Source organism: Ensifer sp. ENS06, assembly GCF_014852205.1.
Lineage (GTDB): Bacteria > Pseudomonadota > Alphaproteobacteria > Rhizobiales > Rhizobiaceae > Ensifer > Ensifer adhaerens.
In genome coordinates this window covers 343,858-368,967 of record NZ_JACVBC010000001.1, presented here as the reverse complement: position 1 = coordinate 368,967, position 25,110 = coordinate 343,858, and the positions used below count along the sequence as shown (strand labels likewise).

The 25,110-nt window shown below is 63.2% G+C and carries 21 protein-coding genes; 3 read left to right on the top strand and 18 right to left on the bottom strand.

Translation table 11 applies throughout. The features are described from left to right. Positions 1-166 precede the first annotated feature (166 nt). Positions 167-598 carry an Hsp20 family protein gene (locus IB279_RS01880; RefSeq protein WP_034797386.1) on the top strand — a complete coding sequence of 144 codons (432 nt, stop codon included), beginning with the start codon at positions 167-169 and terminating at the stop codon, positions 596-598. A gap of 47 nt (positions 599-645) precedes the next feature. Beyond that, positions 646-903, top strand: coding sequence for a DUF1150 family protein (locus tag IB279_RS01875; protein ID WP_034797387.1), 258 nt, complete (start codon positions 646-648; stop codon positions 901-903). Between the two features lie 220 nt (positions 904-1,123). Here IB279_RS01875 and IB279_RS01870 read toward each other — a convergent pair whose 3' ends face one another. From IB279_RS01870 to mutS, 18 genes are all read right to left on the bottom strand, one after another. Beyond that, positions 1,124-1,822, bottom strand: coding sequence for a tRNA (guanosine(46)-N(7))-methyltransferase TrmB (locus IB279_RS01870; protein ID WP_113187533.1), 699 nt, complete (start codon positions 1,820-1,822; stop codon positions 1,124-1,126). Positions 1,823-1,988: 166 nt separating this feature from the next. Beyond that, entirely contained in the window at positions 1,989-3,257 is a 1,269-nt protein-coding gene (gene metK / locus IB279_RS01865; protein WP_089043190.1) for a methionine adenosyltransferase, read from the bottom strand. Between the two features lie 203 nt (positions 3,258-3,460). Beyond that, the gene (locus IB279_RS01860) at positions 3,461-3,880 is read right to left on the bottom strand and encodes a helix-turn-helix domain-containing protein (RefSeq protein WP_034797393.1); all 420 of its coding nucleotides are present in this window, start codon (positions 3,878-3,880) and stop codon (positions 3,461-3,463) included. 146 nt (positions 3,881-4,026) lie between these two features. Beyond that, complete coding sequence (gene lnt / locus IB279_RS01855; protein WP_113187534.1) at positions 4,027-5,622, bottom strand: apolipoprotein N-acyltransferase; 1,596 nt, start codon at positions 5,620-5,622, stop codon at positions 4,027-4,029. Between the two features lie 229 nt (positions 5,623-5,851). After that, a complete protein-coding gene (locus tag IB279_RS01850) occupies positions 5,852-7,012 on the bottom strand; it encodes a hemolysin family protein (RefSeq protein ID WP_192338957.1) in 1,161 nt (386 codons plus the stop codon). Positions 7,013-7,024: 12 nt separating this feature from the next. Continuing rightward, positions 7,025-7,531: an rRNA maturation RNase YbeY gene (gene ybeY / locus IB279_RS01845; protein ID WP_113189778.1), complete on the bottom strand. Its 507-nt coding sequence runs from the start codon at positions 7,529-7,531 to the stop codon at positions 7,025-7,027. Positions 7,532-7,549: 18 nt separating this feature from the next. Next, complete coding sequence (locus IB279_RS01840; protein WP_034797402.1) at positions 7,550-8,605, bottom strand: PhoH family protein; 1,056 nt, start codon at positions 8,603-8,605, stop codon at positions 7,550-7,552. Between the two features lie 27 nt (positions 8,606-8,632). Beyond that, positions 8,633-10,033, bottom strand: coding sequence for a tRNA (N6-isopentenyl adenosine(37)-C2)-methylthiotransferase MiaB (gene miaB, locus IB279_RS01835; protein ID WP_060607267.1), 1,401 nt, complete (start codon positions 10,031-10,033; stop codon positions 8,633-8,635). Between the two features lie 71 nt (positions 10,034-10,104). Then, a complete protein-coding gene (locus tag IB279_RS01830; protein WP_060607270.1) occupies positions 10,105-10,896 on the bottom strand; it encodes a 1-acyl-sn-glycerol-3-phosphate acyltransferase in 792 nt (263 codons plus the stop codon). A gap of 154 nt (positions 10,897-11,050) precedes the next feature. After that, complete coding sequence (locus tag IB279_RS01825; protein WP_113189777.1) at positions 11,051-11,548, bottom strand: GNAT family N-acetyltransferase; 498 nt, start codon at positions 11,546-11,548, stop codon at positions 11,051-11,053. 6 nt (positions 11,549-11,554) lie between these two features. Then, entirely contained in the window at positions 11,555-12,214 is a 660-nt protein-coding gene (gene tsaB, locus IB279_RS01820) for a tRNA (adenosine(37)-N6)-threonylcarbamoyltransferase complex dimerization subunit type 1 TsaB (RefSeq protein ID WP_034797409.1), read from the bottom strand. 101 nt (positions 12,215-12,315) lie between these two features. Further along, positions 12,316-12,882, bottom strand: coding sequence for a NifU family protein (locus tag IB279_RS01815; RefSeq protein WP_034797411.1), 567 nt, complete (start codon positions 12,880-12,882; stop codon positions 12,316-12,318). A gap of 105 nt (positions 12,883-12,987) precedes the next feature. Further along, positions 12,988-13,479, bottom strand: coding sequence for a universal stress protein (locus IB279_RS01810; RefSeq protein WP_034797413.1), 492 nt, complete (start codon positions 13,477-13,479; stop codon positions 12,988-12,990). Positions 13,480-13,645: 166 nt separating this feature from the next. Further along, positions 13,646-14,710, bottom strand: coding sequence for a tryptophan--tRNA ligase (gene trpS / locus IB279_RS01805; protein WP_113189776.1), 1,065 nt, complete (start codon positions 14,708-14,710; stop codon positions 13,646-13,648). A gap of 51 nt (positions 14,711-14,761) precedes the next feature. After that, positions 14,762-15,214: a VOC family protein gene (locus IB279_RS01800; RefSeq protein WP_113189775.1), complete on the bottom strand. Its 453-nt coding sequence runs from the start codon at positions 15,212-15,214 to the stop codon at positions 14,762-14,764. Further along, positions 15,214-16,818: a murein biosynthesis integral membrane protein MurJ gene (gene murJ / locus IB279_RS01795; protein WP_060607281.1), complete on the bottom strand. Its 1,605-nt coding sequence runs from the start codon at positions 16,816-16,818 to the stop codon at positions 15,214-15,216. Before murJ ends, IB279_RS01800 begins: the two co-directional genes overlap by 1 nt. Further along, positions 16,815-19,658: a [protein-PII] uridylyltransferase gene (locus IB279_RS01790; RefSeq protein WP_090295106.1), complete on the bottom strand. Its 2,844-nt coding sequence runs from the start codon at positions 19,656-19,658 to the stop codon at positions 16,815-16,817. Before IB279_RS01790 ends, murJ begins: the two co-directional genes overlap by 4 nt. Positions 19,659-19,892: 234 nt before the next feature. Beyond that, the gene (gene mutS / locus IB279_RS01785; protein WP_113189773.1) at positions 19,893-22,646 is read right to left on the bottom strand and encodes a DNA mismatch repair protein MutS; all 2,754 of its coding nucleotides are present in this window, start codon (positions 22,644-22,646) and stop codon (positions 19,893-19,895) included. Positions 22,647-22,749: 103 nt separating this feature from the next. On the opposite strand from mutS, the gene IB279_RS01780 reads away from it, so the two are divergent. Then, a complete protein-coding gene (locus tag IB279_RS01780) occupies positions 22,750-25,035 on the top strand; it encodes an NADP-dependent malic enzyme (RefSeq protein WP_060519765.1) in 2,286 nt (761 codons plus the stop codon). The last annotated feature ends 75 nt before the right edge of the window (positions 25,036-25,110 follow it).

Here is a 25,110-nt window from a genome sequence, read left to right as displayed (position 1 = left end):
TGGCGTTCCTTTGTCCCATTCCCGGATTCTGCGAGAGCGGACTATGATTTGCGTGCACGCCGGAGGCAAGCGGCTTGCACTCATTGCGCACAGCTACCATATTGCGGAAAGGATGCTGCAAGGCAGGTCCGAACAACGGTCGCTTGATCTCGCAAGGACTTGAAGAATGAGCCGAATTACCCCTTTTACGAGCCCGCTTCTGCTGGGTTTCGATACGATGGAAAAGACCCTTGAGCGGATCGCCAAGGGCAACGACGGATACCCGCCCTACAACATAGAACGCGTTCGCGGCGATGCCTCGACCGACGAACCGGAACGGTTGCGCATCACGCTCGCCGTGGCAGGCTTTTCCGAAGAAGACCTCGAAGTCACCACCGAAGAGAACCAGCTCGTCATCCGCGGCCGGCAGATCGACAACGGCGACCGCGATTACCTGCACCGCGGCATTGCGGCACGCCAGTTTCAACGCACTTTCGTTCTCGCCGACGGCATGAAAGTTCTGGGCGCGGAACTGCGCAACGGCCTGCTCTCCGTCGACCTCGTTCGTCCCGAACCGGTTCGTATGGTAAAGAAAATTAACATTTCAGTCCCAGAGTAGGATAACCGGCGGGATTCTCCCCTCACCGGCGACCACGGAGTGTCACCATGGGACTGAAAGACATCAGCTCGTCGCTGTCGAAGAACGACCTCGCACATCTCGGCGAAGGCGAAATCGGCTACATCCGGAAGATGCGCTCGGAAGAAGTCTCGCGCTGCTTCCCGGAAGCGCCGGAGATGGGACCGGGTATCGATCTCTGGGCGCTCTTCGGCGCCGACGGCACGCCGATCCTTCTGACAGACAACCGTTCCAGCACCTTCTTCAAGGCGGCCGAGGATGATCTGAAGACGGTCACCCTGCACTGACAGGCTGCCGTCGGTGGAGACGGCAATCGGACGTTTGAATGGAAGCCGTCGCTCTCGAGAGCGACGCAAGCGCGAGCGGAAAACCGCTTCGCACCTTTCCTGGAATTGATCTGCTAGTCCGCAATTCCGGACAGAAAACCGCTTCGCACTTTTCCTGGAATTGATCTGCTAGTCCGCAATTCCGGACAGAAAACCGCTTCGCACTTTTCCTGGAATTGCTTTAGACGCGCCGGAAGGTGAGGTAGGCGGAGCTTCGCCCTTCCCTGCGTGCCTTGGCCTCGTAGCGCGTGCTCGGCCATCCCTCATAGGGCGTCAGCCAATCGGAAGCCGTCTCTGCCGTCCACTCGAAGGCTGCGTGATCGCGGCAGTGCAGCAGCGTCCAGTTGACATAGGTATCGATATCCGAGGCGAAGCAGAACACGCCGCCGGGCTTCAGCACGCGGGCGAAGCGATCGAGATTGATCTTGGAGACGAAACGGCGCTTCCAGTGTTTGCGCTTCGGCCACGGGTCCGGATAGAGCAGGTCGATCTGGTCGATCGACGCGGCCGGCAGCCAATCGAGGACCTGGGTGGCGTCGTCGTCATAGAGCCTGACGTTGCTGACGCCGCGCTCCTCGATATGACCGACAAGCTTGGCCATGGAATTGACGAAGGGTTCGACGCCGATGAAGCCGGTCGACGGCGCTTCGGCCGCACGGTGGATCAGGTGTTCGCCGCCGCCGAAACCGATTTCGAGGCGCATGCGGTCCACGCCCTGCGGATAGAGGGTCTTCAGGGCCGCCGGAGGCGGGCTCGAAAGGTCGAGCTTCAGGGTCGGCAACACGGTTTCCAAATGCGCCGCCTGCCGCTCGCGCAACGGCTTGCCCTTGCGGCGGCCGAAAAAGGCTTCGGTTGCTCTGGCGCGGCGCGGTTCGGTCATGTCGTCTTTCCCTTGGTCATACCGATCTGGATCAGGCCAACCCAAAATCAAAATGAACGAAGCGGGCGCTCCTTGTCGGAGCGCCCGCCTTGATTTTCGCAAACGCCTGATAGCAGGACGTTGCGCTACCTTCAATGCGCGGCGTGACGCCGCGCCCCATCGCCTGTTAGGCGGCAGCGCGGCCGTTGACGGCGCCGCTCTGCTCGATCGCAGCCTTCAGCGGCTTCACGAGGTCGAGCTTCTCCCAGGAGAAGGAACCGTCGCGGCCAGCCTTGCGGCCGAAGTGGCCATAGGCAGACGTCTTGGCATAGATCGGCTTGTTGAGGTCGAGATGACGGCGGATGCCGGTCGGCGACAGGTCCATCGTCTTGCGGATCGCATCCTCGACCTGGTCTTCCGAAACCTTGCCGGTGCCGTGCAGGTCGACATAGATCGACAGCGGCTGGGCGACGCCGATGGCGTAGGACAGCTGGATCGTGCATCGGTCGGACAGGCCGGCGGCAACGACGTTCTTCGCCAGGTAACGGGCAGCATAGGCGGCCGAACGGTCGACCTTGGTCGTGTCCTTGCCCGAGAAAGCGCCGCCGCCGTGCGGTGCGGCACCGCCATAGGTGTCGACGATGATCTTGCGGCCGGTGAGGCCAGCATCGCCATCCGGGCCGCCGATGACGAACTTGCCGGTCGGGTTGATGTACCAGGTGCAGTCGTCGGCGATCTTCAGATCGTCGAGGGCTTCGCGGATATAGGGCTCGACAACCGAGCGAACCTTGGCCGAATCCCAGGTGTCATCGAGGTGCTGCGTCGACAGAACGATCGAGGTGACTTCCGCCGGCTTGCCGTCGACGTAGCGTACGGTGACCTGGCTCTTGGCGTCAGGGCCGAGCTTGGCGACTTCGCCCTCGCCCTTCTTGCGGGCAGCGGCGAGCAGGTTGAGGATGCGGTGCGAATAGTAGATCGGCGCCGGCATCAGCTCGGCGGTCTCGCGGCAGGCGTAGCCGAACATGATGCCCTGGTCGCCGGCACCTTCTTCGCCCTGCTTGTCGGCAGCGCTGTCGACGCCCTGAGCGATGTGAGCGGACTGGAAGTGCAGGAGCACGTCGATCTTCGCGGTCTTCCAGTGGAAGCCGTCCTGCTCATAGCCGATCTCGCGGATCGCCTTGCGGGCGGCGGACTTGAACTTCGAGGGGTTGATGACGTCGTTGCCGTCCTTGTCCTTCTTCAGAAGGCTCGGCGGCAGGCGCACTTCGCCGGCAATCACGACACGGTTGGTGGTCGCCAGCGTCTCGCAGGCGATACGCACGCCCCAGGGATCGACACCGGTCTTGGCCGCTTCGCGGTAGACCAGGTCCACGATCTCGTCGGAGATACGGTCACACACCTTGTCCGGATGACCTTCGGCTACGGATTCACTCGTGAACAGGTAGTTTGCACGCATGCGGGAAGTCCCCTCAATGAAGAAAAAGCGCTGGCACGGTGTTAGTGGTTTTGCGACCGAAAAACAAGCACACAACGACATAAATATATCTTTATATCGCCATTGCGGCCAATCACTTTGGTGCGCCGGAGGGAAAGGCGCGCAAGAAAAAAGCGGCACAAATGGCCGCTTTGTTTTTCAAGTCCCGACGGGGAACGTTGGAACTATTCGCTTTCTGCTTCCGCAGCGAGTGCCTTGACGAGATCGACGAGCCGACGGCGAACCTTCGGGTCGGTGATCTTGACGAAAGCGCGGTTGAGCTGCAGCCCCTCGGAGGACGACAGGAAATCGACGACGTAGTTCGAGCTGGAAGCTTCTGCCATGCCGGACTGACCGGCAGCGTTATCGCCCGGGGCATCTTCGAAGAAGAAGGAAACCGGAACGTTCAGGATGCCTGAAATGTTCTGCAACCGGCTGGCGCCGACGCGGTTCGTGCCCTTCTCGTACTTCTGGATCTGCTGGAAAGTGATCCCCAGACTTTCGCCGAGCTTCTCTTGGCTCATGCCAAGCATCGTACGGCGAAGACGAATCCGACTTCCGACATGAATGTCGATCGGGTTCGGCTTCTTCTTGTTTTCGATCATATCTGCGTTCCCAAACACGCTGTTTCGTTTATCCATCGCCCAGCATGAGACCTACGCTCACCGAAGCGACCGCCAGGGTGATAAGGACAGAGCCAGCACAACAAGGACGATGGTGCGGACCACTATGCAATTTTAGGGGTTTTAGGTCAATTCTTCCTAATATTAAAACCAACACGCGAAAACACTGCAACCAGAAGGAGGAAGATCGCACCCAGCCAGAAAACGCGGCTTCGCATAGCGTCGTCCAACGGGGTAGGCATCCTTCCCGGCAGAAGTGTGTCGACCACTCCCCTATAATTGTAGGATAATCCTACCATTAAAACCCCACGTGCATCAACAATTGCTGATATACCGCTGTTTGCCGCTCGGACAAGGGGGGTGCCGGTTTCAACGGCCCTTAATTGTGCCTGATGGAAATGCTGGCGCGGGCCTGGCGTATCTCCGAACCAGGCGTCGTTGGTAACATTGAGAAGCACATCGGCCCGGCGCGCGGCCCCATCGATCTCGTCCGGGAAGATCGCCTCGTAGCAAACGAGCGGATACAGCGCGCGGCCGCTGGGCAGCGTCAGCAGCGAACGGTTCTTGGCCGCTGTGAAGCCACCGGGCATCGACGCGGCGACCGAACTCAGGCCCCAGGAAGACAACAGATCCTCGAAGGGAAGATATTCGCCGAAAGGCACCAGATGCACCTTGTCGGCAGCGCCGATGATCTGGCCCCGACCGTCGATCATGTAGATCGAGTTGTAGTAGCGGGGCGGCAGACCGGCGCCGGCATACTCTACGCGCACCGCGCCGGCAATCAGGATCTGGTCCTCATCAAGCACCTCGGCGATACGCGCCAGTGCGTCCGGATTGTCGGTGAGGATGAAAGGGATCGACGTCTCGGGCCAGACGACGATATCCGGCCGCTTGCCGTCTTTCTCCGGAGCCACGGCGGTCAAAGCCAGATGCTCCTCGAACACCGCGGCACGCTCGCCGTCATCGAGCTTCTTTGCCTGGTCGATCACCGGCTGGACGAGGCGCACGGTCAGCGGCGGCTCGGGCGAGGCCGGCGCCGGCTGCGACAGGCGGTAGAAGCCGAAGCCCACATGGCCGGCAAAAAGCACGACGGCGATCGTGAGCCCGATCCGGCTCCCGCGGCCCGTCGCGATCAGGGCGGGAGCGGCAAAGACGAAGACGGCGAGCATGTTGACGGTCGCGAGATTGATGACGCTTGCCGACTGCATCATCAGCGGCATCGGCATGGCCGCATAGCCGATCGCATTCCAGGGAAAGCCGGTAAAGAGGAAGCTGCGCAGCCATTCGGCAAGCCCGAAGCCCAGGGCGAGTGCGGCGATGCGCCCGACGCCGTCGGACCAGAAAAGGCGGGCGATCAGCGTCGCCAACGCATAGAACAGCGCGAGAAAGGCCGGCAGGCCCACGACGGCGAGCGGCAGCGCCCAGGCGAACTCGTCGGCCTCGACGAGCAGCGCATTGCCGAGCCACCAGAGACCACCGAGGAAGTAACCGAAGCCGAACCACCAGCCGACAACCGCAGCCGGCCAGAGCCGGCGGATGAAGCCACCGTCCGGACTTCCGGTCGCACCGTCGAGCAGCCAGACGAGAATCGGGAAAGCGACGAAAGCAAAGGCGAAGATGCCGAAGGGCGGCTGGGCCAGAACCGCGAGCAGCCCCGCGAAGAAAGCAAGCAAAGCCCGGGGGAACCCGGAAAGTAGCATCACCCTGCCAGCCAATCTTGCCATACAGCCTCCAGTCGATCCCGCAGCCTGCCACGGCGAAGGAGCGAAACAACACCCGAATCAATCGGGGCCAGTCTTCCAAAAAACCGGCTGCTTGTCCCCTTTCGGGGCTGGATTAGGGGGCGAGACGACGGTTCCGGCCCTTGGTCGGTGTTTACGACACAGCCTCGGGAGACGTCAAAGGTGGGGGGAGGACTTCCCGCGCGCGCAGAAACGCGCGGGAACCGGACAATTACTGTTCGTCGGCCGCTGCCTCGGAGGCGGCTGCACCGTTGGCGCGATTGAGCGCACCGGCCTCCGCAATCGTCTCGCCTTCCGGTCGCAGGACGCGGCGGCGGGCGGGCGGGCGCTTGCGCATGATGCGGACGCGCTTCACGCGGCGCGGGTCGGCGTCGAGGATCTGGAACTCGAAGCCCGGGATCGCCTGAACGACCTCGCCGCGTACGGGAATGCGGCCCAGTGAAGCGAAGATCAGGCCGCCGAGGGTGTCGACGTCTTCGAGCTGTTCGCGCACGTCGAAGTCGGGACCGATCGCCGCGGCGATCTCTTCCAGCTCGACACGAGCGTCGGCGATAAAGACATCGTCCGAAGTGCGCGCGAACATGACTTCGTCATCGTCGTGCTCATCCTCGATGTCGCCGACGACCATCTCGACGATGTCTTCGAGCGAGACGAGGCCATCGGTTCCGCCATATTCGTCGATGACAAGCGCCATCTGGATACGGGCCGCCTGCATGCGCTGCATCAAGTCGGAGGCCAGCATAGAGGGCGGCACGAAGAGAAGCTGGCGGACGATGCCCGCCTCTTCCAACGACTTGCCTAGATCGACACGTGAAAGGTCGAAACTTGCCTTGGGCGAGCGCGGCGTCTTTTCGGACGCAGCCGTCGTCGACGCCTGGGCCTTGCCGTTACGCCGGCGATTGCGGGCCTGTTTGGTGACGTAGGACAGCAGGTCGCGAATGTGGACCATGCCGCGAGGGTCATCGAGCCCGTCGCTATAGACCGGCATGCGCGAGCGGCCGGATTCCTCGAAGATCACCATCAGCTCGCCGATGGTGATGCTCTGGTCGACCGCCTCGATGTCGGCGCGCGGGACCATGACGTCCTCGACCCGGATCTCGCGGAACCGCAGGATGTTGTTGAGCATCGCCCGTTCGCCGGGCGAAAAGACCGTGTTGCTGTCGGCATCGGTCTGCAGCGCGTCAGCAAGATCCTCGCGCAGGCTCGATGGACTTGCGCCGCGCAAAAGGCGCGCGGCCCGGCTCCAGAAAGTGGAAGTGGATTTCGTGCCCTCGTGTCGAGTGGCGGTGCTACTACTGCCCGCCTCCGCCTCTCCGGAGGCATCTGCCTCCTCGGTCGCCAGCGCGACAGGCTGTGTTTTATAATCGCTCATCGGTCCAAACTGTTAATCCGGGGTACGATCCCCGTAGGGGTCAGATAAGCCAAGACGCGCCAAAATGCGAGTCTCCAGGCTTTCCATTCTTTCGGCTTCATCATCTTCCATATGATCATAGCCGAAAAGATGCAGGAATCCATGCACGAGAAGATGCGTCAGATGCTGATCGAAGGACTTCTCGAGCTCCACCGCCTCGCGCTCGAGGGTTTCGCGGGCAACGATGATGTCGCCGAGCATCGGTCCGGGCATCGATCCGGGCGTCACGGGAAAGGCCGGGAAGGACAGAACGTTGGTCGGCTTGTCCTGGTTGCGCCACTCGGCGTTGATCGCGCGCATGGAGGCATCGTCGGTGAATACGAGCGAGAGCTCCGGCGGCATGTTCGGCAACGGCTGCTGTTCTTCGCTTGCGAGAAAGGCTGCCGCCGCTTCGAGCACGGGCGACGAGAAGGCGAGCAACGCCTCTTCGTCCGGCCAGTTGCCCTCTTCCACGCTGATCTGGATATCCAATGCCGTCATGATCGCAGCGACCGCCTGTTAGCGGTCGCCTTGCTCGCTTTCGTCGTGCACGGCCGTATGGGATTCGTAGGCCTTGACGATGCGCGCCACCATCGGATGGCGAACGACATCGACATCCTTGAAGCGGACGACCGAGACGCCCTCGACCCCTCTCAGGATCTGCAGGGCCTCGACCAGCCCCGATTTAACGCCGCGCGGTAGGTCCACCTGGCTCGGATCGCCGGTGACGATCATCCGGCCGTTTTCGCCAAGACGGGTCAGGAACATCTTCATCTGCATCGATGTGGTGTTCTGTGCCTCGTCGAGGATGACGGCAGCATTGGCGAGCGTACGGCCGCGCATGAAGGCGAGCGGCGCGATTTCGATGACCCCGGCGGTGATCGCGCGTTCGACCTTGTCGCCCGGCATCATGTCGTAGAGCGCGTCGTAGAGCGGCCGAAGATAGGGATCGACCTTCTCCTTCATGTCGCCCGGCAGGAAGCCCAGGCGCTCGCCCGCCTCGACTGCAGGGCGAGAGAGCACGATACGGTCGACGGCGCCGCGCTCAAGCAGCTGTGCGGCGTGGGCGACGGCAAGATAGGTCTTGCCGGTACCGGCGGGGCCTACGCCGAAGACGAGCTCGGACCGCTCGAGCGCTCGGATATAGGCATCCTGCGTTGGCGTGCGCGCGGCGATCGTCTTCTTGCGCGTCGAAATCTGCGCCATTGTCAATTTGGCTTTACGCTCCATGGTCGGCAATTGTAGCTGATCGTCGGCGGCAACCGCCATTCGGATCGCACCCTCGACATCAGACGTATCGATCGACGCGCCGCCCTGCAACCGCCCGTAGAGATAATCGAGAGCACGGCGGGCCTGGTTGGTGGCGACGACGTCACCCGAGATCGCGACGGAATTGCCGCGCGGCCGAGCGTCGATGCGCAGGCGCTCTTCGAGAAGCTTCAAGTTCTGATCGAACTGGCCGAAGAGCTCGCTGGCGAACCGATTGTTCTCGAAGGTCAGCACGAAGTGATTGGCGTCTGTCGCAGTTGTTTTCGACTGGCGCGTGGATGAAGAGATCAATTCGTGTCCGTTCAAGCGGTTCAGGCTCCTTGTTTTCGGTCCTTACCCGATCATCTCCGCAAACAGGCTGTTCGGCCCGGCCTTGATGATTCGCACCTTGATAATGTCACCGATTTGCGATGCTTTTGCATCAACATTCACCGGCTGCAGCCACGGCGAACGCCCGACGAGTTGGCCGGGCATGCGCCCTTCCTTCTCCAAAAGCAGGTCGATTTCGCGGCCGACACAGGACTCGGCAAAGGCGCGCTGCTGGGAAAACAGCAAAGCCTGCAATTTTTCCAAGCGCTTGGCTTTCACGTCCTCGGGAACCTGGTCGCCGAGCTCGGCGCCCGGCGTTCCGGGACGGGTCGAATATTTGAATGAAAATGCCTGTGCATAACCCACGGCTTCGACGAGGCGCATGGTGTCCTCGAAGTCTTCATCGGTCTCGCCGGGGAAGCCAACGATGAAATCGCCCGACAATGCGAGGTCCGGCTGGACGGCGCGGATGCGCGCGATCAGCGCCAGATATTCCGCCGCCGTATGCCTGCGGTTCATCGCCTTCAGAATACGGTCGGAGCCGGACTGCACCGGCAGGTGCAGGTAGGGCATCAGCTTTACCATCGAGCGATGCGCCTCGATCAGGCTGTCGTCCATGTCGCGCGGGTGGCTGGTGGTGTAACGCAGCCGGGCAAGACCCTCGATCTCGCCAAGACGCGAAAGCAGGTCGCCAAGGCCCCATTCGCGGCCATCGGGCCCGACGCCGTGCCAGGCGTTGACGTTCTGACCGAGCAGGGTGATCTCGCGCACGCCGCCCTCGACCAGCTTTTCCGCCTCCGAGACGATCTGGGCGACGGGGCGGGAAACCTCGGAGCCGCGCGTGTAGGGCACGACACAGAAGGTGCAGAACTTGTCGCAGCCTTCCTGAACCGTCAGGAACGCGGTAACGCCGCGCATGCGGGTCTTTGCCTTGTCGGGTGCCGGCAGGTGTTCGAACTTGTCTTCGACGGCATACTCCGTCTGCACGACACGCTCGCCGCTGCGGGCGCGCTTCAGCGCCTCGGGCAGCCGGTGATAGGTGGTCGGGCCGATCACCAGGTCGACGGCCGGTGCGCGCCGCAGGATCTCGTTGCCTTCGGCCTGCGCGACGCAGCCGGCAACGCCGATCACCATCTCGCGGCCTTCCTTGGCCCTTTCCTTCTTCAGATCACGCAGGCGGCCGAGTTCGGAATACACCTTTTCTGCCGCCTTCTCGCGAATGTGACAGGTGTTGAGCAGGACGAAGTCTGCGTCTTCCAGCACATCGGTCGAGACGTAGCCGTCGCGCGACAGGGCGTCCGTCATGCGGTCGGAATCGTAGACGTTCATCTGGCAGCCGTAGGTCTTGACGAAGACCTTGCGGGCCGGGGCGCGCTCGTCGCCCGTGGCGGGCGTCGTCGACAGAAGGGCGGTTTCCTGGGTCATGCCGGGTTCTTTAGTGCAAAGCGGTCGGAAGTTGAAGTATTTTCGGCGCAGCGGTCCTTGCCCGGGGCGTTTCAAGCCCGCCCGCGCAGACGATCCGACAGCATGCTGCGGATGCGCTGCTCGACCGTGCGGCTCACCTCCTTGCGATTGGTATGGCGGTCGTAATCGATGGCCTCACCGAAATCGACGTCGACCTCGATCGCGCCCTCACGCAGGATGCCGAGCAAATGCGGCACCAGTTCGGTGTCGCCCGGCCAGGCGGCGATCGGCCGGTTGAAGCGGCCCATCGGCATGCCGTGGATACCGGTATAGGAGATCGCGACCGGCTGCACATGCACGAGACCGGTCGGCGAATGCGGCACGGCGGAAGCGGCAGCCCCGAAAAGCGAGGTCTTGATCTCCAGCAGGCGGTTGCCGTCCGAGGTCGTTCCCTCGGGAAAGAGCACGACGATTTCACCGGCCGCCATGCGCTCGCCGATTTCGCTCACCTGCTTGCCGGTCGAGCGCTTCTGCTCGCGCTCGACGAAGATCGACGCCTGCAGCCGGGCAAGCACGCCGAAGACCGGCCAGCCCTTCACCTCGGACTTGGCGACGAAGACGACGTCGGCAACCGAGGAGAGCACCAGAATGTCCTTCCAGGAGGCGTGGTTGGCGCAGATCAAAAGCGGCCGGCGGCGATCCGCCATGCCATGGACGCGCACCTTTATGCCGAGAAGGTAACAGGCGAGCCGGTGCCAATATCGCGGCAGACGGCGCCGGGGTTTCAGATCAAGCCAGAGGCAGACGACCTGCATCGGCATCAGCACGAGCGAAACCAGCGCCAGAAGCGCTGCGAAGATCGCGATCCGTAGCCAATTGACCATCCGGGAAGAGTTTTCCTGCGCGAGACCTTGAGAATCGCGATGATCTGGAGCCGAACCGCGGCGCGATCATCGTGACCTGTTCCGATAGGGTAATGCGGGATGCGGGCGGAAGACCGCCTTGGCCTTCCTCATCCTGCCCCTGTCCGTGTCGGGACTAGCGAAGATCGAGCCGCATGACAAGCGCGGCGGTCCGCTGGCCGGCCTTGTCCTGGTAATAGGCGCGGCGTTCGCCGACCTTGTTGAAGCCGAGCTTACGGTAAAGCCCGATTGCGGGCTGGTTGGTCTCGTCGACTTCGAGGAACAGGGCCTCGGAGCCCTTGACCAGCGCTTCACGCATCGCCGCCTGCATCAACCGCCAGCCGAGACCGGAGCGCGCATAACGCGGCTCGACACCGATCGTCAGGATTTCCGCCTCGCCGGCAACCGCACGCGACAGGACAAACCCACCGAATGCCGGGCGAAAGCTGCCATTGGTCTGCCGGGCGACAAAGCCGAACACCGTCTCTTGCACCAGAAGCGCATGGATTTCGCCATCGCTCCACGGGGACGCGAAACGCTGATGGTGCAGCGCCGCCGCGGCAATCAGGTCCGCCTCCTCCAAGGGGAAGATGTCGAACTCGGTGCGGCGGGTGAAGTAATCGGTGAAGCTCATCTCGGTCTATGCTCGGGCAATCGCGAAGCCCGCCTGCGGCTTGGCGTCGGGGCCTCGGAGATATAACGGACGCGGCTTGGCCGAGGCTGGATCGGCAGCGGCACCAAGTTTGGCGACGGCGGCGACATCGATGAGTTCTGAAGGCTTGAGCGGTAGATCGGCAGCGACGAGATGCGCGCCGGAGCCGCCTATGACGCCGTCGAAACCGGCAAATCGTTCGCGCGCACTTCCGACGGAGAGTGCTTCGGGCTCACCCGTGGCGCTACCGGTCGCATCGAAAGCCTGGAGATAGACCTCGTCCCGCTTGGCGTCGATGGCGACAAGGACGGGCTTTCCGGCGGCCGTCCGGCGCAGCCCCTCGGCCACGACCGCAAGTGTCGAGACGCCGACGGCGGGTTTGCCGAGCGCAAGCGCCAAGCCGCGAGCGGCCGCTACGCCGACGCGAATGCCGGTGAAGGATCCCGGGCCGACAGTGACGGCGATGCGGTCGATAGCGTCAAGCGACCGGCCGGACGCAGCCAATGCCTCGTCGACGAACTCCATCAGCCGCTCGGCGTGTCCCTTGCCGAGATCGGCCCCGGAACGCCCGAGCACGGCTTCCGTTTCGCTGTCATAGACGGCAACGGAGCAACCGGAACCGGACGTGTCGAGCGCAAGTACAATCATTTCAACGCAGGATCTTTCAGACGCCACAAGCCGCAAAGCCGATCGGGCTTTGCGGCAAAATCGATACGCGAAACCGGCGCGCCGGACAGGCGCGCGCTATATCAGACGGCCTCGACGGCCTCCACCTCGGGAACGAAGTGGCGCAGCAGGTTCTGCACGCCATGCTTCAGCGTCGCGGTGGACGACGGGCAACCGGAGCAGGCGCCCTTCATGTTGAGGAACACAGTCCCATCCTTGAAGCCGCGGAAGGTGATGTCACCGCCATCCTGGGCGACGGCCGGACGTACGCGGGTTTCCAACAGTTCTTTGATCGTGGCGACGATCGTTTCGTCACCCTCGTCGAAGAACTCGTCTTCCTCGTCGGACTGCTCGGCGCGGCCGCTGCCAGCCATGATCGCCTGGCCCGACATGAAGTGTTCCATGATCGAACCGAGGATCGCCGGCTTCAGGTGCTGCCATTCCTGGCCTTCCTTGCTGACGGTAATGAAATCGTAGCCGAAATAGACGCCGGTGACGCCGGGGATCGAAAACAGCCGTGCCGCGAGCGGCGAGCCGGCGCGTGCTTCTTCCTCGTCGCGGAACTCGGCCGTGCCGTTTTCCAGGACGACCTTGCCCGGCAAAAACTTCAGCGTCGCCGGATTCGGCGTGGCTTCGGTCTGAATGAACATGTCTGTCTCCGTTTCGCCGGAGCGGCATCCGCCCAGCTTTTTAGAATAATTCAAAAGAATATAGGAGCATGGCCGTCTGGTCGCAAGAGCACATAGCGACGCAGGTCAGCTGAGCGCGTCGATCTCCTCGTCCGTCAGGGCATCCGGGATGACCGTGACGGGGATCGGAAAGGCCGCGGCCTTGCCGGCAATGGACGACACCAGCGGACCGGGGCCTTCTTTCGCCGAGCCGGCCGCGAGAACCAGAATGGCGATGTCGCGATCTTCTTCGATCGCCGCGTGGATCTGCTCCGTGGCCGTGCCCTCGCGGATGACGACCTCGGGCTCGATGCCGATCCGCTCGCGGACCGATTGGGACACCTTGGCGAGCGTCGCCTCGGCCTCCTCGCGTGCTTCCGCACGCATGATTTCCTCGACCCCCAGCCATTGCTGGAAGTCGCCGTCGGCGATCACATAGAGCAGGACGAGGCCACCATTGGAATTCTTGGCGCGCATGCCCGCATAGTGCACGGCGCGCCCGCATTCCGGGGTATCGTCTATCACCGCCATGAATTTGCGGCGGTGTCCTTCAAGTCGAGAGAGTCGGGTCGAGACCATAGGGTGAACAATACATCCCGCGCGAGCCGCCGCAAGGTCTGATTTTTGCGTTTCGGACGAGGGCACGGAAAAGTGCCCGAGGCTTTCCGGTCGAGGTTCACTTCGGCTTGCGAAGTCCGACCATCAAAATGAAACTGGGTCCGGGAGTTCCCCGGACCCAATCAATTTACTGCAGGAAGCCGATGATTTCGCGCACTTCGCGCATCGTCTTTTCTGCCCGCGCCCGCGCCCGCTCGCCGCCATCCCTAAGGATTGCGTCGATATGGGCGGTGTCGCCCATCAGGCGGCGCATCTCGGCCGTGATCGGCGAGAGAACCTCGACCGCGAGGTCGACCAGCGCCGGCTTGAAGACCGAGAACTGCTGCCCACCGAATTCGGCGAGCACCTGCTCCCTGGTCTTGTCCGACAGCGCCGCGTAGATACCGACGAGGTTGTCCGCCTCGGGACGGCCCTTCAGACCGTCCACTTCGCTCGGAAGCGCGTCCGGATCGGTCTTGGCCTTGCGGATCTTCTTCGAGATCGTCTCTGCGTCGTCCATCAGGTTGACGCGCGAGAGATCGGAGGGATCCGACTTCGACATCTTCTTGGTGCCGTCACGCAGCGACATGACGCGCGGCGTAGCGCCACCGATCAGCGGCTCGACCGGCGGGAAGTAGGCATGGATCGGCTCTTCGCCGACAACCATGTCGACACCGTAACCAGCGCTGCGAATATGCTCCATGAAGTCGATGTTGAACTTCTGGGCGATATCACGCGTCAGCTCCAGGTGCTGCTTCTGGTCGTCGCCGACGGGAACATGGGTGGCGCGATAGACGAGAATGTCAGCCGCCATCAGGCTCGGATAGGCCAGCAGGCCGAGCGACGCATTCTCGCGGTCCTTACCGGCCTTGTCCTTGAACTGCGTCATGCGGTTCATCCAGCCGATGCGGGCGACGCAATTGAAGATCCAGGCGAGTTCCGCGTGCTGCGGCACGGCCGACTGGTTGAAGACAATATGCTTGTTCGGATCGATGCCCGAAGCGATGAAGGCGGCGGCGATCGAGCGGATCTGCCCCTTCAGGTCCTCATGCACGAGCTGCGCGGTGATCGAGTGCAGGTCGACGACGCAATAGATGCAATCGTTGTTTTCCTGCAGCGCCACGAACTTGCGGATCGCGCCGAGATAATTGCCGAGATGGAGATTGCCCGTCGGCTGAACGCCGGAGAATACGAGCGGCTTGAATTCGTTCATGTCGTCCTCAATAGGCTGGTGGAGGGCCCCAGGGCCGGCTGGCCCATGTTGCTAACGGCATGGCTTATGCACGGGTGGCGGGAGGCAATCAAGAGGTCGAGAACTGTAGGTTCGCGCCGCCGGTTGCAAGAGATCCCAATGGTTGCCGAACGGGTCGCTGAACACGGCTACGGTGCCATAGGGCTCATGGCGCGGCGCTTCCAGAAAGACGACGCCTTCTGCCAGCATCGCCGCATGGTCTCGGGAAAAATCGTCGGTGAACAGGAAGAACCCGACCCGGCCGCCGGTCTGGTTGCCGACCGCCGCCTGCTGGCGTTCGCCGTCAGCCTTGGCAAGCAGCAGCGCCGTTTCGACGGCCCCCTTGGGACGGACGACGACCCAGCGCTTGGTGGCGTCGAGAACGGTGTCCTCCAAGAGATCAAAACCGAGCTTGCCGCAGTAGAAGGCGATGCCGGCGTCATAATCCGGCACGACCAGGGCAATGCGTGCGATCGTCTGGCGCATCAGTCACCCGCCTCCGGCGTTGCTGCAGGCTCCGCAGGCGCTTTCGCGCCCCGCTTGATGTTGCGGCGGATCATGCCGAGGCTCGCGCCGCCGAGGCCGAAGGCGAGCCCGAAGTAGATCACCATGGCGACTGCGACCAGGCCCGTCAGCGTCGTTGCCCGCGTCAGGAGGGACGCGGCAGAGGACAGTTCGAAAGCGAACCAGCCGACAGCGTAATACAGCGCCGCCGCCATACCCGCCGCCGCGAGGACGAGACGCGGGATACGGGTCAGAAGCGGGATGTCCCTGCCCCAATGGCCGCGCCAGACAAGCGTTGCGAAGAGCAGCACGGCATTCACCCAGCCGGCAACGATCTCGGCGGTGGCGATGCCGCTCGCGCCAAGCCGTGGAAACAGGGTGAGCGCCAGGGACACGTTCACGACGACGGAAATCGCGGCGAAGATCATCGGCGTGCGCGTGTCTTCGCGTGCGAAAAAGCCGGGAATGAAGGCCTTGATCAGCACGAAAGCCGGCAGGCCGAGGCCGTAAATTGCCAGGATATGACCGACGATGATGGTCGATTCCGGCGAGAACTTGCCGCGCTCGAACAGCAACCGGACGATCGGCTCGGACATGACGAGCAAAGCGGCGGCGGCCGGCAGCGTCAGGAACAGCGTGAACTCGACCGAGCGGTTCTGCAGGTTCGAGGCCTCGTTGAGGTTGCCCGAACGCAGCGCGCGGGCGAGTTCCGGCAGAAGCACGGTTGCGACCGCGATGCCGACGACGCCGAGCGGAAGCTGATAGATGCGGTCGGCATAGACGAGCGACGACACCGCACCTTCCCGGGCAGACGCAATGTTGGTGTTGATCAGCAGGTTGATCTGGGTGATGCCGCCGGTGATCGCCGCCGGCAGCGCCAGTACGAGCAGGCGCTTCACGTTGGCGGTCATCTTCGGGCGACGAAGGCCGATCCTGATGCCGGCATCGCGCACGGCGATCCAGACGATTGCGAGCTGGACGAGGCCGGCGGCCATGACGCCCCAGGAAAGGCCGTAGCCGACCGCGATCGGATCCTGACCCGCATACCACGCATAGCCGAGCACGCCGATGAGGATGAAATTGAGGAAGACCGGCGCGATGGCCGCCGCGAAATAGCGATGCAGCGAATTCAGCATGCCCGCCATCATCGCCGCCAGCGACATACAGGCGAGATAGGGGAACATGATCGCCGCAAAGACGATGGTGCTTCCGAGTTTTTCCGGATCGTCGGCAAAGCCGGGCGCGATCAGGTTGCTGACGATGAAGGGCATCGTCAGTTCCATCGCGATCGTCAGGAACAGGAGCACGGTGAAGAGGACGCCAAAGACCTCCTCGGAGAAACGCCGCGCGCCATCCATGCCGTTCGCCTCGATTTCCCGGGCAAAGAGCGGCACGAAAGCGGAATTGAAGGCGCCCTCGGCAAACAGCCGGCGGAAGGTGTTGGGCAGACGGAAGGCGGTGTTGAAGGCGTCGGCAACCGGGCCGGTGCCAAGCGCTGCCGCCATGAAGGTTTCGCGGATGAAGCCGAACAGGCGGCTTCCGAGTGTCGCGCCGCCGACGGTTGCAAATTTCTTGACCAGACTCATGTTTCGGCTTTTGTCGTTCTGTGAGCGGAGGAAACGCCCGGGGGCGGCGCGATGATGCCCGAGGGCATGCGGTCGCGCGCTTCGTCCCCCTCCCCGGCCATGACGGCCTTGAGGCGGGCGGCAATGTTCATCTGACGGTTTTCACTCGTCACCTTCTGGCCGACGAGATCGGTGACGTAGAAGGTGTCGATCACCTTTTCACCGAAGGTGGTGATGTGGGCCGAGGCGATGTCGAGTGAAAGATCGGACAGCACCGCGGTGATCTCGGACAAGAGGCCCGGACGGTCGAGGCCTTCGACTTCGATCACGGTGAACTTGTTCGACAGCGTGTTGCTGATCGTCACTTCCGGCGTCACCGTGAAAGCCTTGGTGCGCTTCTTCACCTTGGTGCGGCTGGCGATGACTTCCGGCAACCGCTTGCGGCCCGAAAGCACGTCCTCGATCAGCTTGCCGATGCTCGCTGCCCGGCGCATCTCGTCCTCGTCGACAGCGAACTCGCGGTTGACGAGAATAGTATCGAGCGCACGGCCATCCGAGGTCGTGAAGATCTGCGCGTCGACGATGTTTGCGCCGGCGGCCGCACAGGCACCGGCAATCACCGTCAGAAGCCGCGGATGGTCCGGCGAAAGCACGGTGATTTCGGTGATCGCGTGGAACTGGTGGGTGCGCACCATCGTCGCCAGCGCCTTGCCCGCGGCATCCGCCTCGCGAATGAAGCGCGCATGCCGGATCTGGTCCTCCAGCGCCACCGTCAGGAGATAGGGCTGGTAGTGCAGGCGCACGTAATCCTCGCGCTCCTTCTCGGACCAGTCCGTCAAGGCCTCGCCGAGCATGACAGCGGCATGGGCCGCACGCTCCTTGCGCGACAGCTCGGAGAAGCCGCCCGACAGCAACAGCTCGGTCTCGTAGTAGAGCGTGCGCAGAAGCTGTCCCTTCCAGCCGTTCCAGACACCCGGGCCGACGGCGCGGATATCGCAGACGGTCAGGACGAGCAGCATCTTCAACCGATCAAGCGACTGTACCCGCTCGGCAAAGTCGACGATCGTCTTGCGGTCGTTGAGGTCGCGGGTCTGGGCGACCATCGACATCAGCAGATGCTCCTCGATCAGCCAAGCGACGAGTTCGGTCTGTTTCGGCGACAGCCCGAAGCGCGGGCAGAGCTTGCGTGCCACCTTGGCGCCGGCGGTCGAGTGATCCTCCGGCCGGCCCTTGGCGATGTCGTGCAGCAGCACGGCGACATAGAGCGCCTCGCGCTCCTCGATCCCCGGCATCAGCTTGGCGACGAGCGGATGGGCCTCCTCCTCGATGCCACCTTCGATGCGCGACAGCACGTCGACGGTGCGCAGCAGATGCTCGTCGACCGTATAGTGATGATACATGTTGAACTGCATCATCGAGACGATCTTGCCGAAATCCGGAATGAAGCGGCCGAGCACGCCGGCTTCGTTCATGCGCCGGAGGATCAGCTCCGGCTTGCGGCGGGACGTGAGGATCGACAGGAAGAGGCGGTTCGCCTCCTCGTTTTCGCGCAGCGCCGGCTTGATCAGGCTCAGCGACCGCGTGACCTGGCGCAGTGCCGCCGGATGGAATTCCAGCCCGTTGATATCGGCGATGTGGAAGAAGCGCAGCAGATTGACCGGATCGCGCTTGAAGACGTCGGGGCTTGCAAGCGCAATGCGACCGCCATCGTCGACGAAATCGAGCGTGCCGGCAATCTTGCGGCTACGATGGGTGAAGCGGCCGATGAGCCCGGAAATGCCGGGCGCGTCCTTGGCCTGCTGGTCTTCGAGTGCTGCGCAGAAGATACGGGTGAGATCGCCGACGTCCTTTGCCACCAGGAAGAAGTGCTTCATGAAGCGTTCGACGGCCGAAAGGCCCGGATGGTCGTGATAGCCGAGTGCCTCGGCGATCTCGCGCTGGATGTCGAAAGAGAGCCGTTCCTCGGATTTTCCGGTGAGGAAATGCATGTGGCAGCGCACCGCCCAGAGGAAGTCCTCGGCCTTCTGGAAGAGCTGGTACTCCTGCCGCGAAAGCACGCCGAGCTTGACGAGGTCGGCGGTGTCCTTCAGCCGGTAGAAGTACTTGGCGATCCAGAACAGCGTGTGCAGGTCGCGAAGCCCGCCCTTGCCTTCCTTGACGTTGGGCTCGACGAGGTAGCGCGTGTCGCCGGCCTTGCGGTGGCGCTCGTCGCGTTCGGCAAGCTTGGCGGCGATGAAATCCGGGCCGGTGTTGCGGACGATCTCATGATCGAAGCGCGTTTCGAGCTCAGCGCACAATGTCTCGGAGCCACAGATATAGCGCGTCTCGAGGATGGCCGTGCGGATCGTCATGTCGGCGCGCGATAGCCGGATGCACTCGTCGATGGTGCGGGTGGCGTGGCCGACCTTGAAGCCCAGATCCCAGAGGATATAGAGCATGAACTCGATCGCCGGCTCGGCCCAGACCGCCTTCTTGACCGGCAGCAGGAACAGAAGATCGATGTCTGAACCCGGCGCCAGCGTGCCGCGGCCATAGCCGCCGACCGCCGTCACGGCGATCCGGGACGCGGGCGGCGCATTGGCGGCGTCGAAGATCTCGTTCAGCACGAAATCATGCAGCACTGTGATCAGTTGATCCTGCAGCCAGGAAATGCGTTCGGCGCAGAGAATGCCGGCACCATCGGCGTTGAACAGCTCGCGGGCCTTCGCCCGGCCGGCGACATTTGCCTGCTTGAAAGCCGCCAGCAATGCCTGACGCATCGGGTCGCGCTGTTCGGCGTGGGCCGAGGCGATGAAGTCGCATTTTGCCCGGAGCGCTGCGACGTCGAGGATTTCGGGAAAGAAGGTTTCGTGTCTGCCCATGAAGTGCCGAGGGGCGTCCTGTCCGACTGGTTGCGTGGTCGTTCGCTGTCAAGCGCTCCTGCATGATCCTTGCGACCGAGGCCGAATAAAGACCACACAACAATTCGAGCGCCGCGCCCGCAAAAGCGTGCGGCGCTGTATAGCCTTTTTACAGACGGCTTGCACAGGAAAAAGGCGCAGCGCCGCCTAGGCAACGGTTGGCGGGATGCGGGCGGAAAACCGCACGCATTTTCCTCATCCCGCCTTGGCGGCGCTCAGTTCCTTCTTCAGCGCATAGAGCGCATCGAGCGCCTCGCGCGGCGTCATGTCGTCGGGGTTCAGCGCCTTCAGCGCCTCGTCGATCTTGGAGTTTCCGGCGGGCTTCACCTCTTCACGACGGATCGCCACCTGGAACAGCGGCAGATCGTCGATCAGTTGGCTCGCCGGGTTCTTGCGATCGGCGTCCTCGAGCTTGGCGAGCACGTCCTTGGCGCGAGCCACGACCGAGGCCGGCAGGCCAGCGAGACGCGCGACCTGAATGCCATAGGAGCGGTCGGCGGCGCCCGGACCGACCTCATGCAGGAAGATCACATCGCCGTGCCATTCCTTGACGCGCATCGTCGCGTTCGAGAGACGGCCGAGTTTTTCCGAGAGCACGGTCAGTTCATGGAAGTGGGTGGCAAAGAGGCCGCGGCAGCGGTTCGCCTCATGCAGGTGCTCGACTGCCGCCCAGGCGATTGACAGGCCGTCGAAGGTGGCGGTGCCACGACCGATCTCGTCGAGGATCACCAGCGAGCGGTCGGTCGCCTGGTTGAGGATCGCCGCGGTCTCGACCATCTCGACCATGAAGGTCGAGCGACCGCGCGCCAGATCGTCGGAGGCGCCGACGCGGGAGAAGAGCCGGTCGACGATGCCGATATGGGCGCTCGCGGCAGGCACGAAGGTGCCCATCTGCGCCATGATCGCGATCAGCGCGTTCTGGCGCAGGAAGGTCGATTTACCGCCCATGTTGGGACCGGTGAGCAGCCAGATCGCGCCACCCTCCTCGCCCTCAGGCGGAGAGAGATCGCAGCCATTGGCTACGAAGGCATTCGATGCCTGGCGCTTCAGCGCCTGCTCGACCACCGGATGGCGGCCGCCGTCGATGGCAAACATGCGCGAGCGGTCAACGGTGGGGCGGGCATAGGCCTGCTCCTCGGCAAGGACCGCAAGCCCGACCGAGACGTCGAGGGTCGCAAGCGCGAACGCTGCCGCCTTCAGCACCTCGGCCGCGGCAACGACCTCCGCCGTCATCTGGTCGAAGGCTGCGAGCTCGATCGACAGCGCCCGGTCGGCGGCATTGGCGATCTTGCTTTCCAGCTCGGCAAGGGCCGTGGTGGTGAAACGCATGGCGTTGGCCATCGTCTGGCGGTGGATGAAGCGGGCGCGGCCCTCGTCCGTGTCGGTCATCGAGCCGGCATTGCCCGCCGTCACCTCGATGAAGTAACCGAGTACGTTGTTGTGCTTGATCTTCAGCGACTTGATGCCGGTCTCTTCGGAATATTGCAGCTGCAGCCCGGCGATCACCCGGCGCGACTGGTCGCGCAGGCCCCGGACCTCATCGAGCTCGGCATTGGCGCCTTCGCAGACGAAACCGCCGTCGCGCTTCAGAAGCGGCAGCTCGTCACCAAGCGTCGCATCGAGCAGGCCGAGCAGGCCTGCGGGAAGCGCATCGATTGCGGCGCGCGCCTCCTTCAGTTCGTCCGAGAGCGTTCCTGCGGCCATCAGCCGTGAAATGGACGCGGATGCATGCAAGCCGGCCTGAATTGCGCCGAGATCGCGGGGGCCACCACGGCCGAGCGCCAGCCGCGACAGGGCGCGCGGCATATCCGGCGCGCGACGTAGCGCATCGCGCAGGTCGCCGGCAAAGGACGGCTGGTCCGCCAGGATCTCGATGGAATCGAGACGCTCATTGATACGGTCCGGGTCGGTCAGCGGCGACATCAGCCGCTCGGCAAGAAGGCGGGCGCCGCCGCTTGTCACCGTGCGGTCGAGCGCCTTCAGCAGCGTGCCCTCGCGCGCGCCGGACAGCGTCTTCACCAGTTCGAGATTGCCGCGGGTCGCCGGATCGATGAACAAGGTCGAGGCGGCACTTTCGCGCTCCGGCGTGCCGAGTGCCGGGCGTTCGGCAAGCTGGGTCTTCTCGACATAGGAGATCGCCGCGGAAGCGGCTGCGAGTTCCGCACGGGAAAACGTGCCGAAGCCATCAAGCGTCTTGACGCCGAAGTAGCGGCTGATGCGCCCTTCCGCCGTGGCGCTGTCGAACAAGACCGCCGGCTGCGGCACGGCAACGCGGCCGAGCACATCGAAGACGGGTCTTAGTTCCGGGTCGTGAAACACGGTGTCTGCAAGGATCAGTTCGCGCGGCTCGATACGCAGGATGTCCGCAAGCAGCCGGCTCTCGGCTGTCTCGGCGAGGCGGAAGATGCCGGTCGAAATGTCGATCCAGGCGAGCGCGTAGGCAGGCTCGGACCCGCTCTTGATGCGCGCCAGCGCCATCAGATAGTTGGTCTCGGACGGCGAAAGCAGTTTCTCTTCGGTGATCGTGCCCGGAGTGACCAGGCGCACGACGTCGCGGCGCACCACCGACTTGCTGCCGCGCTTCTTCGCTTCCGCCGGGTCTTCCACCTGCTCGCAGACAGCGACGCGGAAGCCGAGACCGATCAGTTTCTGCAGGTAATCGTCGGCCGCGTGTACCGGCACGCCGCACATCGGGATTTCCTGACCCATGTGCTGGCCGCGCTTGGTGAGCGTGATGCCGAGCGCGCGCGAGGCTTCGACCGCGTCCTGGAAGAACAGCTCATAGAAGTCGCCCATGCGGTAGAACAGCAGCGAATCCGGGTTGTTCGCCTTGATCTCGATGAACTGTTCCATCATCGGCGTCGCCGTGGAACGGCTTTCCTCGCTCGCCAATTCGGCTGCGGATAAAACCTCCCCCGCGCGGGTCGAATAGTCTGTCACGAAATTCATGATTGTCCCGAAAAAAGAGATGGCACACTATCGCCAAGGAATTATAGACGACAACCATAAAGAGGCGCGCCGCAAGGCTCGCCCACAGGAGGATTGAGGAAACATGCCGGCCACCGACAAGACCGATCGCACCATGACGAGCGTCACCGCGCAGGAAGCGCTCGATTTTCACTCGCAGGGTCGTCCCGGAAAGCTGGAGATTTCTCCCACCAAGGCGATGGCCACCCAGCGCGACCTGTCGCTTGCCTATTCTCCGGGCGTTGCAGTCCCCGTGAAGGCGATCGCCGAGGACCCCAACACCGCCTATGACTACACGACGCGCGGCAACATGGTGGCCGTGATCTCGAACGGCACGGCCATTCTCGGCCTCGGCAACCTCGGCGCGCTTGCGTCAAAGCCTGTCATGGAAGGCAAGGCCGTGCTGTTCAAGCGCTTTGCCGACGTCGATTCCATCGACCTTGAAGTCGATACCGAAAACGTCGACGAGTTCATCAACTGCGTGCGTTTCCTCGGGCCCTCTTTCGGCGGCATCAATCTTGAAGACATCAAGGCGCCGGACTGTTTCATCATCGAGCAGAAGCTGCGCGAGGTCATGGACATCCCGGTGTTCCACGACGACCAGCACGGCACCGCGATCATCGCCGCAGCAGGCCTCATCAACGCGCTGGCCTTGACCGGCCGCGACTTCAAGACGACCAAGCTCGTCTGCAACGGTGCGGGTGCGGCGGCAATCGCCTGCATCGAGCTCATCAAGTCGATGGGTTTTGCCTCTGACAACATCATCCTCTGCGACACCAAGGGCGTGATCTTCGAAGGCCGCACCGAGGGCATGAACCAGTGGAAGTCGGCGCATGCGGTCAAGACCGACCGCCGCACACTCGCCGAAGCGCTCGACGGCGCCGACGTGGTCTTCGGCCTCTCGGCAAAGGGCGCCCTTTCGGAAGACATGGTGCGCTCGATGGCGCCGCGGCCGATCATCTTCGCCATGGCCAACCCGGATCCGGAAATCACGCCGGAAGAAGTCGCCCGCATCCGCGACGACGCGATCGTCGCCACCGGCCGTTCTGACTATCCGAACCAGGTCAACAACGTGCTCGGCTTCCCCTATATCTTCCGTGGCGCGCTAGACGTGCGCGCGACGACCATCAACGACGAGATGAAAATCGCAGCGGCTGAAGCGCTGGCGAGCCTTGCCAAGGAAGACGTTCCTGACGATGTCGCCGCAGCCTACCAGGGCAACCGTCCGCGTTTCGGTCCGCAATACATCATCCCGGTCCCCTTCGATCCGCGGCTTATTTCGGCGATCCCGATGGCGGTCGCGAAGGCGGCGATGGAAAGCGGCGTCGCCCGCAAACCGATCACCGACCTCGAAGCCTATGGCCGGCAACTCTCCGCCCGCCGCGACCCGATCGCCTCGACGCTACAGCGCATCTACGAGCGCGTCCGGCGCCAGCCGAAGCGCATCGTCTTTGCAGAGGGCGAAGAGGTGCAGGTCATGCGTTCTGCAATCGCCTATGCCAACCAGCAGCTTGGCACCGCCATCCTGCTCGGCCGCGAGGAGCGCATGCGCGAGACGGCAGAGCGCGAGGGCATCGACCTCGACCGCCCCGGCATCCAGATCGTCAATGCGCGGCTTTCCAAGCGCGTCGGCGCCTATACGGACTATCTCTATGCCCGCCTGCAGCGGAAGGGCTTCCTCTTCCGCGACGCCCAGCGCCTGATCAACAACGACCGCAACCACTTCGCCGCCTGCATGGTGGCGCTCGGTGATGCCGACGGCATGGTGACGGGCCTGACCCGCAACTATTCGACGGCACTCGAAGACGTGCGTCGCTGCATCGACCCGAAGCCCGGCCATCGCGTCATCGGCGTCTCGATCGCGCTTTGCCGCGGCCGCACGGTGCTCGTCGCCGACACGGCGGTTCACGACATGCCCTCTTCGGAGGAGCTTGCCGATATTGCCGAGGAAGCAGCTGGCCTCGCCAAGCGGCTTGGCTACGTGCCGCGCGTGGCAATGCTTGCCTATTCCACCTTCGGCCATCCCCAGGGCGAACGCTCTGAGCGGGTGCGCGAAGCGGTCAACATCCTCGACAAGCGCCGCGTCGATTTCGAATATGACGGCGAGATGGCCGCCGACGTGGCGCTCAATGCTCGCGTCATGGAGCAATACCCGTTCTGCCGCCTCTCGGGCACGGCGAACGTGCTCGTGATGCCGGCGTTTCATTCGGCATCGATTTCGACCAAGATGCTGCAGGAACTCGGCGGCTCGACGGTGATCGGCCCGCTGCTCGTCGGCTTCGACAAGTCGATCCAGATCGTCTCGATGTCGGCCAAGGATTCCGATATCGTCAACATGGCGGCGATCGCGGCCTACAACGCCGGCATGTAGGACCGGCATTGCCGGTCCGGCGGCTGCTTCATTCTGGTGCAGCCGCCTTCATTCGGGTCAACGCGCGACCCCGAT